The organism is Nitrospiraceae bacterium, assembly GCA_020632595.1.
Lineage (GTDB): Bacteria > Nitrospirota > Nitrospiria > Nitrospirales > UBA8639 > Nitrospira_E.
This window is the reverse complement of record JACKFF010000002.1, coordinates 63,748-79,404: the sequence shown is the minus strand read 5'-3', so window position 1 is coordinate 79,404 and position 15,657 is coordinate 63,748. Positions and strand designations below refer to the sequence as shown.

General features: G+C 50.7%; 16 protein-coding genes and 1 tRNA gene. 4 read left to right on the top strand and 13 right to left on the bottom strand.

The genetic code is table 11. The features are described 5' to 3' along the window. Positions 1-157 precede the first annotated feature (157 nt). The 3 genes from fabF to lpxD are packed head-to-tail and all read left to right on the top strand — an operon-like array spanning position 158 to position 2,885. Positions 158-1,411 carry a beta-ketoacyl-ACP synthase II gene (gene fabF / locus H6750_05560; protein ID MCB9773776.1) on the top strand — a complete coding sequence of 418 codons (1,254 nt, stop codon included), beginning with the start codon at positions 158-160 and terminating at the stop codon, positions 1,409-1,411. Continuing rightward, complete coding sequence (locus tag H6750_05555; protein MCB9773775.1) at positions 1,408-1,779, top strand: acyl carrier protein; 372 nt, start codon at positions 1,408-1,410, stop codon at positions 1,777-1,779. The genes fabF and H6750_05555 overlap by 4 nt, the downstream gene beginning before the upstream one ends. Then, on the top strand, positions 1,776-2,885 hold the full coding sequence (lpxD, locus tag H6750_05550) for a UDP-3-O-(3-hydroxymyristoyl)glucosamine N-acyltransferase (protein MCB9773774.1): 1,110 nt from the start codon (positions 1,776-1,778) through the stop codon (positions 2,883-2,885). Before H6750_05555 ends, lpxD begins: the two co-directional genes overlap by 4 nt. 57 nt (positions 2,886-2,942) lie before the next feature. Here the strand turns inward: lpxD and H6750_05545 are convergent, their stop codons facing one another. From H6750_05545 to H6750_05490, 12 genes are all read right to left on the bottom strand, one after another. After that, positions 2,943-3,482, bottom strand: coding sequence for a hypothetical protein (locus H6750_05545; GenBank protein MCB9773773.1), 540 nt, complete (start codon positions 3,480-3,482; stop codon positions 2,943-2,945). A gap of 21 nt (positions 3,483-3,503) precedes the next feature. Then, positions 3,504-3,695 (bottom strand): DNA gyrase inhibitor YacG, encoded by a 192-nt coding sequence (yacG, locus tag H6750_05540; GenBank protein ID MCB9773772.1) that lies wholly within the window; start codon positions 3,693-3,695, stop codon positions 3,504-3,506. A 348-nt stretch (positions 3,696-4,043) separates the two neighbouring features. After that, the gene (locus tag H6750_05535; protein MCB9773771.1) at positions 4,044-5,768 is read right to left on the bottom strand and encodes an ABC transporter ATP-binding protein; all 1,725 of its coding nucleotides are present in this window, start codon (positions 5,766-5,768) and stop codon (positions 4,044-4,046) included. A gap of 118 nt (positions 5,769-5,886) precedes the next feature. Then, on the bottom strand, positions 5,887-6,417 hold the full coding sequence (def, locus tag H6750_05530) for a peptide deformylase (GenBank protein ID MCB9773770.1): 531 nt from the start codon (positions 6,415-6,417) through the stop codon (positions 5,887-5,889). Positions 6,418-6,530: 113 nt separating this feature from the next. After that, a complete protein-coding gene (locus tag H6750_05525) occupies positions 6,531-7,358 on the bottom strand; it encodes a HEAT repeat domain-containing protein (protein ID MCB9773769.1) in 828 nt (275 codons plus the stop codon). 83 nt (positions 7,359-7,441) lie between these two features. Beyond that, positions 7,442-8,503, bottom strand: coding sequence for a spermidine/putrescine ABC transporter substrate-binding protein (locus H6750_05520; protein ID MCB9773768.1), 1,062 nt, complete (start codon positions 8,501-8,503; stop codon positions 7,442-7,444). A gap of 16 nt (positions 8,504-8,519) precedes the next feature. Beyond that, positions 8,520-9,314 (bottom strand): ABC transporter permease, encoded by a 795-nt coding sequence (locus H6750_05515; GenBank protein ID MCB9773767.1) that lies wholly within the window; start codon positions 9,312-9,314, stop codon positions 8,520-8,522. Then, entirely contained in the window at positions 9,311-10,174 is an 864-nt protein-coding gene (locus H6750_05510; protein ID MCB9773766.1) for an ABC transporter permease, read from the bottom strand. Before H6750_05510 ends, H6750_05515 begins: the two co-directional genes overlap by 4 nt. Next, complete coding sequence (locus H6750_05505) at positions 10,168-11,301, bottom strand: ABC transporter ATP-binding protein (GenBank protein MCB9773765.1); 1,134 nt, start codon at positions 11,299-11,301, stop codon at positions 10,168-10,170. The genes H6750_05510 and H6750_05505 overlap by 7 nt, the downstream gene beginning before the upstream one ends. Before the next feature lie 504 nt (positions 11,302-11,805). Continuing rightward, a complete protein-coding gene (locus tag H6750_05500; protein MCB9773764.1) occupies positions 11,806-12,180 on the bottom strand; it encodes an STAS domain-containing protein in 375 nt (124 codons plus the stop codon). An 80-nt stretch (positions 12,181-12,260) separates the two neighbouring features. After that, positions 12,261-12,593, bottom strand: a complete 333-nt coding sequence (locus H6750_05495) for an STAS domain-containing protein (protein ID MCB9773763.1) — start codon at positions 12,591-12,593, stop codon at positions 12,261-12,263. 1,851 nt (positions 12,594-14,444) lie between these two features. Continuing rightward, entirely contained in the window at positions 14,445-14,789 is a 345-nt protein-coding gene (locus H6750_05490) for an STAS domain-containing protein (GenBank protein MCB9773762.1), read from the bottom strand. 187 nt (positions 14,790-14,976) lie between these two features. Between H6750_05490 and H6750_05485 the strand changes: the two genes are divergently transcribed. Next, on the top strand, positions 14,977-15,174 hold the full coding sequence (locus H6750_05485; GenBank protein ID MCB9773761.1) for a hypothetical protein: 198 nt from the start codon (positions 14,977-14,979) through the stop codon (positions 15,172-15,174). A 335-nt stretch (positions 15,175-15,509) separates the two neighbouring features. Here the strand turns inward: H6750_05485 and H6750_05480 are convergent. Further along, positions 15,510-15,598, bottom strand: a tRNA-Leu gene (locus tag H6750_05480). Between the last annotated feature and the right edge of the window lie 59 nt (positions 15,599-15,657).

Below are 15,657 nucleotides of genomic sequence, written 5' to 3'. Positions count from 1 at the left end.
CCCATGGGCCTCATTTATCCTTTTCTTCCTCCACTCCGTAGACTTAAGAGGTCGATATGAGGAAAAAAGAGCATAAATACAGAATTTATAGCTCCCTGCCCCCTCCCTATTTGAACACTGTTCTGGTAGGTTAGAGTCTTCTTTTTTGGAGCAAGCTATGGCAGCGCGCGTGGTCATTACCGGGCTTGGCATCGTCTCCCCAATCGGGGTTGGCGTCCCTACGTTTTGGAAATCCGCCCTTCAGGGCAAAACGGGGATAACGGCGATCTCATCTTTCGGGGATTTTCCCATGGAGTCCTATCGCTCCAGGGTTGGGGGGCAGGTTTCCGATTTTCGCCTTCCGGATCCTTCAGAAGATAAATTTTCATCGCGCGTGGACCGCTATGCACAATTTGCTCTTGCGGCCACACGGGAAGCCATCCAGGATAGTGGACTAGACCTTGAGAAGGAGCCGGCTGAACGGATAGGAGTCATGGCCGGCGTGGGCATGGGTGGCATGATGATGGGAGAACGTGAACTCACCACCCTCTATCAGTCTCGTAAGCCACATCGGGTCCACCCGAACTTTATCCCGACCATCACGCTTAACTCCGCCTCGGGCATTCTGGCGTTGGCTTTTGGGGCAAAGGGCCCGAATCTCACCATTTCTACAGCCTGCTCCTCCAGCATTCATTCAATTGGACAAGCCATGCAGGCCATTCGCCTGAACCAGGCAGATGTCGTCATTGCCTCAGGAGCGGATGCCAGCATTACCCCGTTGGTCTTTGCCGGATTTTGCTCATTGCGCGCCTTATCCACCAAATATAATGACCACCCCGATCAGGCCTCCAGGCCATTCGATCGAGGGCGGGACGGATTTGTGATGGGCGAAGGGGCCGGCACCCTGATCCTGGAATCACTTCGCCATGCGACCCGTCGAAAAGCGAAAATCTATGCGGAACTGGCCGGATATGCCGCCACCAGCGAAGCGTATCATATGGTGATCCCCAGAGAGGACGGCTCCGATATTGCGCGAACTGTCACTCTGGCATTGAAAGACGGGGGGGTTTCGCCCTCACAGGTTGATTATGTAAATGCCCATGCGACATCCACCGTGGTGGGAGACGATGTCGAAGTCAAAGGGTTACGGGCGGTATTCGGAAAACGCCTCAATACCATCCTGGTTAATGCCACCAAATCGCTCATTGGCCATACACTGGGAGCGGCCGGAGCGATCGGAACAATTGTCTCGGCCTTATCCATTCAAACTGGTATAATACATCCCACTGTGAATTATGATGACCCAGATCCCCATTGTGCCTTGCCGGGACTTTCTACTAAGGTACAAAAAAGACCCGTTCGGGTGGGCTTGGTGAATGCCTTCGGATTCGGAAGTAACAATGCAGTCTTGGTCTTAAAAAAGTTTTCATGAAACCTTCCTTCAACAAGTCCTCTCAACTCAGTCAACGGGTCTACCACACCCTCGGTAAATACCTTCAACGCGATCCGAAAAATCTGCATCCGGAAGATTCGCTCCGTGATGATTTGGGGTTGGACTCGCTGCAAACCATCGAATTAGTCTATGAAGTTGAATCGGCTTTTGATCTTCAAATACCCGATGAGGACTTCGGGCGATTGACGACCATCGGCGCGGTCATCCTTTATCTGGATGAACGAATACATGGGCAAGGGAGCGCCCTCTCCCGCCCTCAAGCCACACCGTTGGCCAAGAATTCACGCCCGACTCCACTTGTCAAAAAACCCAAAAGCCGTCCCACTTCCAAAAAATCCCGCACATGACGATATCGTCTTCCTCACGATCCGTGAATATTCCTCTCCAGGAATTAGCCCAAGCCATTCACGCCACCATTCACGGATCCTCTGACATTCTGATATCCGGCCTCTCCCACCTTGAAGGAGCCTCCTCCGGAGATGTCTCCTTTGTCCTGAAGCCTTCGTTTGAAAAAGCAGCGCGTCAATCACAGGCTGCCGCCTTGATTGTGACAGAGCCTATTCCAGACGATCCTCGACCACAATTAGTTGTCCAGAATCCGCTGATCGCCGTCACGACGTTGGCCCAGAAATTTTTCCTACCCCCTCTTCCACCACGCGGCATTCACCCCAGTGCCGTCTCCGGGCTCGATGTGCGCATTGGGCCGGATGTTTCAATTGGCGCGCTCGTCACCATTGGAGACCGCGTGCTCATCGGATCCGGGGTCACCATCCATCCCGGGGTTCATGTTGGCGACGATGCCATAATCGGGGACGAATGTATCCTGTATCCCCATGTCTCGCTGCTGAGCAAGTGTGTCATCGGCAATCGCGTCATTGTCCATAGCGGCACCGTGATCGGAAGCGACGGGTTCGGCTATGTGCAACATGAAGGCCGTCATCATAAAATCCCCCAACTGGGTCATGTAATCATTGAAGATGACGTGGAGCTCGGGGCCAATGTGACCGTGGATCGGGCAACCTTTGGGAGCACCGTTATTAAGCGCGGGACAAAAATCGATAACCAGGTGCAGATCGCCCATAACGTGGTAATCGGGGAAGACTGCATTCTCGTCGCACAGGTAGGAATTGCGGGCAGTACCACATTAGGCCGCCACGTCATGGTGGGTGGCCAGGCCGGCCTGGTCGATCATGTCACCATTGGTGATCAAGTGAAAATTGCGGCCGGCTCGGGGGTGACCAATAATGTGAAATCCGGACAGATCGTGGGTGGTCGGCCGGCGGTCGACCATGGCATCTGGCGACGGTCACAGGTCCTTCAATACCAACTCCCCGAATTACGCAAGGAACTCCGGACTCTTCAAAAACAGGTCCAACATCTTGAATCACTGCTCACGGACCAATCTGCATCTAAGTCCCCATCTGTCAAACGTCGTTCAGTCTCAAAGCCCTAATCCGCCAGAGCGGATCCGGGACCCGGCAGCCGTAGGGCTTCATTTCTCCCTGGGGCTTCATCTCTTTTTGCGTTCCGGCAGCAACACCACCCCTTTCCAAAAAAATAACTTTGCCCAAAAATAGCCTGCCCAGGGCAGAGCAAACGCGGCGACCGGCTGCATAAAACCCGTGGCCACAGCTAAGCCGGAAAGAGCAAAAAACATCAAGATCCCCAGAAAGTACCAGAGCGGAACCAATCCACGACCTCGATGCTCAATGTCATGCTCTGTGATGGCCTTCTTAGCCTTGCGGACCGACCGTTGGCTATAGGCTTTCATGCGACTGGCAAAATGTCCGGGAAACTCCCGCAAAAGATACTGTTGGTATTTGGTTTGAACGATTCCCACAAGAACGCCGGCGATGATGAGTGCCGAGCTGTAGGTAAAGGTTTCCCATCCATACGTTCCTGCCCAGAACTGAAATCCTAAGGCGATCACTCCGACGACGACCGAAATCAACCCCAACAAACTGGCAGGAAGCAGGATATTAGTCCGGACAAACTCCTGGGCTTTTTCCGTGTCGTCCTCATGACGTTTAGCCGTAATCATTTTTGGCATACATTGGTCTCCATATACGGTCTAGTCGGAAGATGTTGGGCTTGCCTCGGAATTCGTCTCATCCGACCCATCGTCTTCGGCATCGGGAATGCGATAGCGCTCACTCAACCATCCTTCCAAATCCAACAATTGACATCGCTTGGAACAGAAGGGTCGAAAGACATTTCCTTCCCATTGTTCCACGTTGCCACACATGGGACATTTCACGGTCATGCCGTTCCTCCAGAGGGAGCGTGGAAAACATGTGTTGTATTCTTAGAGGGACCTATAACGATGCTTTCTCGCCGTTTGGCCGAGTTCACGTCCTCCTCCGCACTCTTTACCAGCCCAAAACAGCGGAGAGCCTCCCTTTGAGAGGCCTCGGGGCAGGACTGGAGGAGGCTTTTTGTACCCTCACGTAGGGTGACCCGTGCGAGGTTCTGTCACTCATCCAGTCATGAAAAGAAAAAATACGAAAAAGATTCAACAGCCTTCCCGATACACCCGGCATCTTCGTTCGCACCTTCACTCATAGGCCGATAGACCGCAAGACTGAGCAATTCAGTTGAGTGCAGTGCCATGCTAGACATGAAATTGGGCTTCATACAAACCGGCATACAAGCCCCCTCTCGCCAGTAAGGTTGCATGATCGCCTTCTTCTACGATCTGTCCATGTTCCAAAACGACAATCCGATCAACGGTTTGCAGGGTCGACAGCCGATGGGCCACGATAAAGGTTGTCCGCCCCCGCATCAACTCATCCATCGCCATGCGAATTTCGACTTCGGTTTCGGTGTCAATATTGGAGGTGGCTTCATCCATGACCACAATGGGTGGATTTTTGAGCAGCACCCTGGCTATGGCGATACGCTGTTTTTGCCCAACGGACAATTTCACCCCCCGTTCCCCGATCCAGGTGTCATACCCGTCAGGAAGCGCTTGAATAAAATCATGCGCTTGGGCAGCGCGCGCCACGGCTTCTATTTGATCGTGCGATGCCAATAAGTCTCCATAGGCCAGATTGGCCCGCACCGTGCCATTGAATAAAAATGGCTCTTGTTGGACAAAGCCGATCTGCTCTCGAAGGTAGAATAATGGGAGATGACGAATATCGTATCCATCCAGTTCAATCGCGCCGGCCCCTACATCGTAATACCTAAAGAGCAGTTTCATGAGCGTACTTTTTCCCACCCCGCTTGGCCCGACCAAAGCCACATGCTCCCCCGGCTCGACCGTCAGTGAAAGATGTTCATAGACCGGCATCTCCGGCCGATAGGCAAATGACATATCCTTCCATTCAACTTTTCCCGACAGCCGGGGTTGAACGGGACGAAGGTGTCCCCGGTCCGGCACGGCCGGCTCCGCATCGAGGATGTCGAACACCCGTTCACTGGCGGCCAAGGCATGCTGCAATAAATGATTCACGGAATGAATTTGATTAACCGGGGTATAAAACAACACGAGGTAAGACAAAAACATGACCAATTCACCGGTGGAAAGACGGCCGGCGACCACCTCCCCCGCGCCATACCAGACAATCAAAACAGTTCCCAGGCTTCCGATGAAAATCATTCCCGGAGAATAGATCGACCATAAATACATCGCTTTCAGATTCGCCTGGCTGTATTTGTGGCTCATCTCACTGAAACGAGTCTGTTCGTAGGGTTGTCGATTGAATCCCATGGTTTCCCGAATCCCGGACAAGGAATCCTGCAGATAGCCATTGAGTTCAGCCGCCTGCTGACGGATTTCGTGATAATACCGATGGACCCGGCGGGTAAATCCCACGCCTCCGATGATTAAAATTGGAATCGGCAACAGCACGAGAACGGCCATTTTCCAGTTCAGCATGAATAAAATAGTGGTAATGCCAACCAGGGTCAACGTAGCTGTTAACATGCCCTCAAGCCCGTCAATAAAAATTCGTTGCACATGCTCCGTATCGTTCACAACACGCGACATGATTTCGCCCGTCGATCGGTTTTCATAATAGGTCAAGGACAACCGTTGCAGGGCCGCAAACACTTGTTGTCGAAGCCGATGCACCACCCGTTGCTCAAGGGTGTTGTTGAAACGGATTCGGAGAGAATTACAGAGATTCTTCAATCCATAGGCGAGGAACAATCCGACCAGCACCCAGGTCAGGACATCCATATTTTCTGCCGGGATGACGTCATCAATCACGATCTTGATGAGCCAGGGAGGGAGCAGTTCCAATGCCGTCGTGACTCCGGCAAAGAAGAAGGTGACGCACACAAGCCCGCGATAGGGCGCCATGTAGGACAGAACTCGGAGGAGCGATTTCACAGGAAGCTTAGAAACCTTTTTCGCCGAAAGATGACGTGATTCTGACAGGAATCACGGACACACACTCGTAGAATTGATGAGCAGAAAACGCTCGACGGTCAGCTCTTTCAAGCAGGGATTAAATCACCGGGGCGGATTCTTCACGCCAATAGGCATCAAACTCTTCCAATTGGGTCAGGGTCGACATATCAGACATTCGATCAATGAACAATTTTCCGATGAGGTGGTCCATTTCATGTTGGATACACACCGCATAGAGTCCGTTGGCTTCGAAGTCTTGGAGTATTCCTTGTCGATCATAAGCCTGCACACGGATCATGGACGGCCGGATCACCTTCCCTCGCATATTATCAATACTGAGACATCCTTCCCACATTTCGCTTTGTGAGGGACTATAAAACACAATTTTAGGATTAATGAGGACGGTCTTGGGAAAACCATTCTTGCCCTCACATTCCATGACGACAATCTGTTCCGAATGTGCGACCTGCGGGGCTGCCAATCCGATTCCCTCATATTGGACCATGGTCTCGAACATATCATCAAGGAATGCCTGAACCCGCCGACTTCCTATTGATGCAGGGTCCACAGGCGTTGCCTGTTGCCGGAGAACGGGGTTGCCGATTTTTGCTATAGGTAATACTGCCATACACCTTACTCCTTTTCGCGTTCGTCTAGGTCTGTAAACTCATAAACATGCCCCTCCTTCGACCACCGTCCGGCGGCGAGCCCAACTATCCTCCGGCCATTGAAGGATCGGTATTAACTCACATTCTGGTCTGCCGGTGCTCGAGGGGGTTCTGCGGATGGCGGCGTCACACCCAATCGGTCTTTATTCTCTTCCCACCAAGCCCACCATTCCTTCACCCATTCCTTTCTGTCTTCGGGTGTCGACGCTTCCCAATCATGGATTGAGCCACTGAATCTGGTGAGAATCCAGAAAGAATCCCGCGCTGTGATCGACACATATTGCTCAGGATCTGAAATGGCACTGATAATAACAGGCAGCACTTCCTTTCGAGGCACCCTCCGTGATTCAAACACAGCCGTGTTTCGAATCGTGGAATTGGGATCTTTCACCATCACCTCTATGGCCGGAATGACCTGGTTGGGGTCCAATCGTGTTGCCACACGCAAGGCATGGGACCGGATTCGTGATTCTTCATCCGGATTCATGGCCACCTCCAGTAAGCCCGGGATTGCGGAGGGATCATTCAACATGGAGAGGGTTTCCACGGCGTTGAACCGGACTCTGGGCACCGGCATCTTGAGGGCTTTTACCAAATATGGGATCGAATGTTTCCCAAAAAAGACAAACTCTCCCATGGCCCAGAATTCCTGCCGGCCCTCAAGCATGGGGATAAGCGCTTCCAGACGCTCGTGGTCCTGGGGCGTGAGGGTTTCAGGGGGTGCCGTGGCCTCAACCCCCGTGGATTCTGGCGGCGGAGGAGCCTCATAGGGCATTTGCGCCAGATAGACGGGGAAAGAACTTGTTCCGCGGTCCTGAGCCCACAGCGGGACGCCAGCCAGGAAAAAGGCGCCAACCACCCAGCATATTGTCTGTGACCATATGGTGATCCGCTTCGTCATGAACATCCCTTTCGTGAATCCACGTATATGAAACTTAGCAATCAGATAGTCTAGTAGCAGATGGCTAAAAGGGTCAAGCCAAGCTAGTGCACTTTCAGCTCAGTCCAGGCTCGATCATAATAGCGAATGGCCTCCTGCACATCTTCCAGCCACTCCATTCGGGCAAGCATATCACTGGGCGGGTAGACAGCCGTATTCGTGCGAATCTCTGCCGGCAGACGATCCCGAACATGGCGATTGGCTGAGGCAAATAATAGTCGCTGCGATGTGGCAAGCGCCACCTCTTCATCTAAAAGATAATTAATAAAGTCCATCGCCAGCGCTTGTTGACCGGAACTGGCCAAGACTGCCAGACAATCCGTCCACATCATCCCGCCTTCCTGCGGGAGGGCATACCGGATTGACGGGTGCTCACGCATCGCCCTGGCAATCGGACCGCCCCAGGCATGTGCTAACACGACTTCCCCGGCCACGAGGAGTTGGTCGAACTGTTCACTCGTATAGGCCTTGACCAACGGCTTTTGCATCATCAATTTATGTTTAGCTTGTTGAATGGCCTGGGGATCGACACTATTGAGCGAGTAACCTAATGTCTGAAGTGCCATCCCAAAGACTTCCCGTTCATCATTCAGCAAGCTGATTCGACCGGAAAATTTGGGATCCCATAAGGCCTCCCAACTGGTTGGGGGTTCCGTCACTACATCAGCATTATACCCCATTCCAACGGTGCCCCATAAATAGGGAATGGCAAACCGGTTTGTGGGATCAAACGAGAGCTGTCGGAGGTGAGGCTCCAGATCCTGCACATGTGGAATTTTTGCGGGATCTAACTCAGCCAGCAATCCCAATCGTCCCATAATGCCCGCCATAAAATCAGATGGCACCACGACATCATATCCGGTCATGCCGCTCTGCACTTTGGCTAATAACTCTTCATTGCTACTAAAGGTGTCAATCACCACCCGAACCCCTCGGGTCGCTTCAAATTTGGCAACCAGAGCTGCATCCACATAATCCGACCACGTGAAATAATACAGTGTAGAGTGCTGGGAGGATGGCGATTCCGGGGATGTGGAAGATTCCGAACATCCTCCCGCCACCAGGAGGATCCAGAGGACAACATATAGAGGTATCAGATTGCTCACATGCAGCCTTTCAGCATTACGAAGATTCAGCCGAGGCCGAAGTGGAACGCTGCTGAACGAACCAGGACAACCCCACGCACAGCATGGAGATCACCACCATGACCGCCGACAAAGCATTAATCTCCGGAGTCATTCCTGTTTTTATCATCGAAAACACTTTGAGTGGTAACGTCGTCGAGCCGGGACCGGCCACAAAAAATGTCACCACAAAGTCATCCAAAGATACCGTAAAGCCTAACAGGCCTGCCCCCCAGATTGCCGGGCGTAACAAGGGAAGCGTAATCCGGGTAAGCACATCCCATGAGGTGGCACCCAAATCACGGGCCGCGTCTTCCCAGGCAGGGTCCAGCTTACGAAGTCGTGCCCTGACGATGACGATGGTCAAGGGGAGATTAAAGACCATATGTCCAATAATAATGGTACCAAACCCCAGACGGACCTGACACAAGACAAATAACATCAATAAGGCCACACCCAATAAAATTTCCGGTATGACCAGGGGCAATACCAGGATCATATTGACCCAGGATTTTTGCGGTCCTTGACGGGTTTCCAGGCCAATGGCAGTCCCCACTCCAAGGATGAGAGCCATTCCGGTTGAGAGCAATGCAATGACCACGCTATTGACGGTCGCATCCAGAATCGCCTGGTCCGTCGCCAGCTTTTCATACCACTGAAACGTGAACCCTTTCCACGCTACTCCCATCGTGGAGGCGTTAAAGGATAGCCCGATCAGAATGACCACCGGCAAATATAAAAACACCATGACCAGCAGGCTCATCACAATGAAGCTGGACGGCATCCGTTTCATGACGGATCCTTCTCAACGGACGTACGACCCAACAGAAACCAGAGGAGAAGGACCGTTCCCATTAATCCAAAAGAAAGCGCGGAGCCAAACGGCCAGTCTCGTGCGACCAGGAATTCTTGTTGGATGAACGTCCCCAGCATCATGTTTTGTCCTCCACCCAATAGATAGGGCGTAATAAAAGCCCCGAGGGAAGGAATAAAGACCAACACCCCACCGGCCAGAAAACCCGGAGTACTGAGAGGAAGCAGCACATGTCGAAACATCCCGCCCATGGACGCATATAAGTCAAATGCCGCATCCTCCAATTGCGGAGGAATACGTTCTATGGCGGCCATCAGAGGAAGCACCATAAAGGGCAGATAGCCATACACCAGTCCCAGGAATACCGATAGATCGGTGAATAAGAGGGAAAGTGGCTCATTCAGCAATCCCAACCGGATCAACAGGCCATTCAGAATACCGTCCGCTCGAAGGATCAGCACCCAGGCATAGGTGCGAACCAAAAAATTCGTCCAAAAGGGAATCATCACAAGCGTGAGCAATATGAGTTGCCAGGGCCGGGAGGACCTGGCCAGGCAATACGCCAAGGGGAACCCCACCCCCGCACAGATGAAAGTCGTCAACCCCGCCAAGAAAAGAGACCGGAAAAATATCACCCCCACGAGTGGATCGAAGACACGTTGATAATTTTCCCAGGTGGGGATCCAGGTAATTCCCCCATACATTCCCCGACTCGCCAGACTTACACCAAAAACCAATATCAGCGGGAGAAAAAAGAACAGACCTAAAAAAAGACTTGCCGATAGGAGGGACAGCTTGACAGGAAAAGCGGAAGATGTGTCAAAACGATAGTTCAGCATGGTGCCGGATGGGCGGGCAAGACCAGTCCCTCCTGTGCGCGCCATTGCACATACACCGGCTGGCCAACGGCCAATGGCCTGGCCTGCGCTTCGGCGATTGGCACACGAGCCATCCAGATCGCCTCGTCTCGAAGCCGAACATGATAGACCACTTCATTACCGGAAAAGGCGACTTGGTGCACAATCGCCTGAAGTCTATTGTCATATCCGTTGGCGGTCATGTCGGAGGACACATGAACCCGCTCCGGGCGAACCATAACCGTGACGGCCCCCTGAAAAGAATCATGCGGGGAACATATGACCTTAACAGGTGACAAGACTTCATGTTCAACCCGGCACCACCCACCTTCACAGGAGGCAATCGTACCGGACAAGACATTGGAAAGACCGATAAACTGAGCCACCATCGAAGATACGGGGCGATCATAGATCTCCTGAGGCGTACCCACTTGCAACACCTTCCCAGCCTGCATGACCGCAATTCGATCAGACAGCATGAGTGCTTCATCCTGGTGATGAGTCACGCAAATAAATGTCGATTGCACCTCACGCTGCAAGCGCTTCAGCTCTCCTTGCATCTCCTGACGCAACTGCTGGTCCAAAGCAGCTAAGGGCTCATCCAACAGCAGGACCACGGGGCGATTCACTAAGGCTCGTGCGAGCGCTACCCGTTGCTGCTCCCCTCCTGACAATTGTCCTGGAAGACGCTTCTCCTTTCCTTGCAATCGCACTAGAGCCAATATGTGACTCACCGACTTGTGAATATTGGCCTGGCCTTCTCCTTTCATGCGTAAACCGAAAGCCACATTCTCAAACACCGACAGATGCGGGAAAAGCGCATAGTTTTGAAACACCATATTTACCGGTCGCTTATGCGGGGGATCGTGGGTGACGACACGTTGTTGAATCACGATGGCTCCTTGATCGGGCCGATCTAATCCGGCAATTAATCGAAGGATTGTGGTTTTCCCCGACCCACTCGGCCCCAATATGGAAAAAAACTCTCCGCTTTGGATAGACAATGAAACATGATCCACCGCCCTCACGAAGCCATGAGTTTTAATAACCTTCTCAAGGACTACGCTTTCCTTCACGAGCCAGAGATTCCTTTTTGGAAAATTGGACAAATCGCCAGGGTGACGATTCTAGGAAGGGAGGAAAATGGAAGTCAATGCAGGGTCAGCGACCTTCCCATGTCCACTGTAACCCCATGAAGTGAAGCGGAGTGCTAGAAAAATATATGGCGATGGTCGGGATGGCTGGAGGTCCGCCTTAAATATTTGAGGCGGTCATGCGCTTCAGAAATTGCAAAACCGCTTTTTGACCTGTCGGGTTTTGGTCATGACGTGCCTACCTTAAAGGCCCAGGCTCCAGAGGTTGTGCAGAAATGCGATTGGCTCGTCCTCCCAAATAAATGGCAGCATGCAACCCACTGTCCGTACACTCATGAAAGCGAAGCATGGACATGGCCATTCGACGGCAAGTTGTCCTGTTTTTACCAGACATGCCGCATCTCCATTGGGAAAAGACCGCTGCTTTCGACCAACGAGTGTTCCGCCACTTCATTCCCTCGTTGAATTACCGCACACCCATTTGCATCTGAGATACCTTCGCCCCCCATCCACCCTTTTTCACCCCGGTCGTTGTGACAGAGTTGAAGATTCCATCTGACGTTGCTCCGAGGCCACCACGGCATCAACCGAATCATAGATAGGCACGATCTGGGGAAAATTGACAAATGTTAACATTTCACGGACTGCCGGCTTTGGATTGACCATACTGAGTCGAATGTGTTTCCGATTGAGGTGATGATAGGTGAGAAATAATTTGCCCAAGGCACGACTATTCAGGGTGGCCAGGGACTCCATATTCAGAATGATGTGCTTGCCTTGTAATTCCTGGACTTGTAAGACTGCCGCCTCTAAAGCAGGTTCCGCTGCCCCGTCAAAGCATGTCCCGAAGGTAATAACATGCATATCATCAATGAGAGTCGGTTGGGTAGGCATCCTGGACATCATGGCTTGATAATTTCCATTTCGGTTTTCCTCTTCTGCAACTTAAAAAATTCAGTTCTCATTCCAGGAGATCAGGCAACCGATCGGACTTCAGGCTTTTCCTGCATAATCGGAATAATGGTGGCTAAACCCGCCAGATCCAAAAGTGTCCGAACAGAGGGCTTTGGATTGATCACCGTCAAGGCTATGCCTTTCCTTCGAAGCGAATGATAGAGCAATAACAATCTTCCAATGCCTGCACTATCCATAGAAGATACTCGTGAAAAATCCATGACGACGTGATGACAAGATCGTCCTTCTCCGGCTGCCAACGCTGTTTCCACCGGAACCCGTCCGAATTTATCGAATCGACCAGAAAGCATCAAGATTCTTATTCCATTCTCCCACCGTGCTCGTACCAACATACACTTGCTCCTCCTTTATAATACGTGACACATTTTAAATAGCATCTGCTTTGCTATCCTTCAAACCAGATAATCAGCAACAGATGTGCCACGCCCACAGTTGGGGATATTCCGGCCTCCGCATTTCTCATATCAAAATTTCCTTCAAAAAACAGGTGTGTATAGAACCGAGTATGACGCAAGGCTCTCGACCGCCTACCAACCGTTAAGCAGACCTTACCCAATGGGTAAAAACGTTCCATGTGAATTCTCCAGGACAGTGCAGGTTCCTGCCCTAAAGGTAATGCGAAAGTGGAATAATGGGTGGTCCCCCGCAGGCGAGTAGGGCGATGACAGGACTGGGGTGCACGCGCTCATAGTCGGGAAGCCCAAGGGAAGACAAAAAAGGTAATTTATTTCCCCTCCTATAAATACATTGGATTTCATGTTTTTCAGAATTCATTTTCCCTCACCCAGGTTCATCCGTTTTGCCCTCCCTTCTCACACCGATTAACCACTAAATTTCATCCTCTCTCTTTGAGAGACCCGGAGGAGGGCCTCCCTTTTCTTAACCCGTATCCTAAAAATTAGGAGACCCTTACCCACTTAAATTGCTGTGATATTTCAGACGGAATTCCGCAGGGGAAAAGGATCCTGGCAAACTTCCCGTTCCCTGGATTTTGGGGATAAATTCTTTAGTTGGAATGACATCAATGGAGAATGCGTTCATTTTCACTAATGATCTTATCGCCATGCATAAGAGATATCCCTCATTCATCTTTAAAATGCATAAAACACAAAAGTCCGACCAGCTTCCCTGTGTGAATAAGATACGGTCTGTATTAATTCCGATACTTCGATCTGCATAGTTAGATCGAAAATTCCCTTTTTCAATCTTCCTGTTTCTTTCAATAAAACAACCAGTTAGTAGCCTGGAAGCCGGTCGGCCGGATGCACGGGAATGCATGGCATTAAGGTTGCTTTTTACATGAACCAAGAACCAAAAAGAGGCCAGGGAGGAACAAGGAGGACACCATTATGGATTGGACAACATTATGGATTATCGAAACGGTTATCGCATTTTTGGGAGTCTTCTCCCTTCACTGGTACCGTGGTTAGCAAAACTCCATTTAGAGGGGTAATCATCAAAACTAATTATTGAGAAAGGATGTGCAGGCAATGCAGTCTCATCCACACTCCTGGTGTCCAATAGAAGCGGTCAATTGGGGGAAGCTCTCCCCCACTTATCCGTTTCGATTCAATGGGCCAGGATACCTTTACTGTATGTGGTGTGCACATTACATTCGTTTGGTTGCGGTCTCGAAAGAAGGGGCTAAATGTTCCGACTGCCACCGTGACTTAGCTGTTGCCCTTAGTTAATTCCGGCAGAGCTTCAAGGTAGGATCTATACCCTCAACCGATCTTTGTGGTCTTCAGGGAAACAAACCAGAGCAATTTAGCATTCGATTGGGAAAGATTCAGTCAAATAGCTTCTTTGAGAGAAAGCCCGTAAGGGAAAGGTTAGTGCTGATGTGAGAAAATGAAAAAACACATAACCAATATATACAGCTCGAAATTTACTACCCAAGGTGAAGCTCGGTTCTGCCATGCTCAAAACTTTCCACAAACTTCTTCCTCCCTGAATATATTCATCTTCGGTGGCTATCACATCCTGAATCTATTGTAAATTTATCCATAGGGATTCGTGACAGTCTAAACCCTGGACATATGATACATACCCTACCCGAGCCAGTCCTAAGGCGACATATTTCTTCAAACAAATCCAAAGCTTACTTACGGTTTATCCTAGCGCCCCAGGGGATCAAAAAGCAGAGGATCAGGTTCATGCCTAAAGAAAAAAGCAGAGTTATTCTAACCATAGATTTCCTGTCGGACAGCCTCGTGCTCAGAGGCATAGACCGGAACGCAGTCGGGAAGGTGACAGCCTTCCAGTGCAGCCCGGACGCTGGGAGAAGGCCCCACAATACTTAGTCCAATGTGTTGGGGTCTTAGTTTATGGTACCAGAGGTACAAGAGCCCGAGACCCACCGAATCTATCCCGGTGATTCCCATGAAATCCAGAATAATGTGTTGACATCTCATACCTGTGGTGCCGAGGATCAGGTCTCCGATACCAATGGTTGATTGTCGATCAAACCGTCCCGTGAAAATGATAACAGTGGATTGGTGATTCAGTTTTTCGCAGACTTGGAGCATATAACCTACCTCTTAATTTGTAGTGCACCAAAATGGGAAGTTTGAATGCGTAGAGTTATATTCAATCTATTCCGGATAGGCCTAACAATTACTCGTTAAGACTAGAGGTCGGTATCAGTACTCTTCTGGAACAACTTACACACAAAGAAGGGACGACTCATGAAACTGAAAAAATGACTGGGGAAACATGCTTTTTCCTGTCGTGGATAAATGGGAGGGTCAAGGAGTTAGTAGGAAGGAACAACTGGAACCAAGCTCAACCGCTCGAAATTTCACCATGCATACGATCGGAGGCAAGCAACAACAGGTCAAAACTAAAAACGGTTTTGTGATGGAGACAATCGGCGGCGAGCAGATCAAAAGGCCAAAGACGTTTCAAGCTTAAACGCTCTGATTTTTCAAACCACAAATTTTAACGCTGGTATTCTTATGGGAAGATAGTCAATTCGATGCAGCGGAGAGGTATTCAAGACTGCTTGTCAGAATGCTGGCATTCCGGGCTCATGATTTTCGCCATACGGCCATCACCAATTGGCGACGGGAAGGCGTCGATCATTTGACGATCATGCACATTTCCGGTCATAAAACAACGGCCTACTCAACCAGATAAAAAAGAAGAGCCTGACCTTCAGGCCGCTGACCTATTTAACACTACCCCCAAAAAACCTCTTCTCAACCCCCCCTTGCTCCAGAAAACTCACTCCAAGCTATTGATTTAATTGGTGCCGGAGACCGGGGTCGAACCGGTACGAGCTGGTAAGCCCGAGGGATTTTAAGTCCCTTGCGTCTGCCTATTCCGCCACTCCGGCATCGCACAAATTGGCGACGAGACTGTACCACTCCTTAAAAACCGGTGCAAGATTTTCAG

What these genes read in the sequence shown, in the direction of transcription:
- H6750_05525 (MCB9773769.1), bottom strand. Translation starts at nt 7,358, where the DNA reads ATGACGAAGCGGATCACCATATGGTCACAGACAATATGCTGGGTGGTT.
- fabF (MCB9773776.1), top strand. Translation starts at nt 158, where the DNA reads ATGGCAGCGCGCGTGGTCATTACCGGGCTTGGCATCGTCTCCCCAATC.
- yacG (MCB9773772.1), bottom strand. Translation starts at nt 3,695, where the DNA reads ATGACCGTGAAATGTCCCATGTGTGGCAACGTGGAACAATGGGAAGGA.
- def (MCB9773770.1), bottom strand. Translation starts at nt 6,417, where the DNA reads ATGGCAGTATTACCTATAGCAAAAATCGGCAACCCCGTTCTCCGGCAA.
- H6750_05500 (MCB9773764.1), bottom strand. Translation starts at nt 12,180, where the DNA reads ATGCCTACCCAACCGACTCTCATTGATGATATGCATGTTATTACCTTC.
- H6750_05490 (MCB9773762.1), bottom strand. Translation starts at nt 14,789, where the DNA reads ATGCTCCAAGTCTGCGAAAAACTGAATCACCAATCCACTGTTATCATT.
- H6750_05485 (MCB9773761.1), top strand. Translation starts at nt 14,977, where the DNA reads ATGCTTTTTCCTGTCGTGGATAAATGGGAGGGTCAAGGAGTTAGTAGG.
- lpxD (MCB9773774.1), top strand. Translation starts at nt 1,776, where the DNA reads ATGACGATATCGTCTTCCTCACGATCCGTGAATATTCCTCTCCAGGAA.
- H6750_05515 (MCB9773767.1), bottom strand. Translation starts at nt 9,314, where the DNA reads ATGAAACGGATGCCGTCCAGCTTCATTGTGATGAGCCTGCTGGTCATG.
- H6750_05510 (MCB9773766.1), bottom strand. Translation starts at nt 10,174, where the DNA reads ATGCTGAACTATCGTTTTGACACATCTTCCGCTTTTCCTGTCAAGCTG.
- H6750_05555 (MCB9773775.1), top strand. Translation starts at nt 1,408, where the DNA reads ATGAAACCTTCCTTCAACAAGTCCTCTCAACTCAGTCAACGGGTCTAC.
- H6750_05545 (MCB9773773.1), bottom strand. Translation starts at nt 3,482, where the DNA reads ATGCCAAAAATGATTACGGCTAAACGTCATGAGGACGACACGGAAAAA.
- H6750_05495 (MCB9773763.1), bottom strand. Translation starts at nt 12,593, where the DNA reads ATGTTGGTACGAGCACGGTGGGAGAATGGAATAAGAATCTTGATGCTT.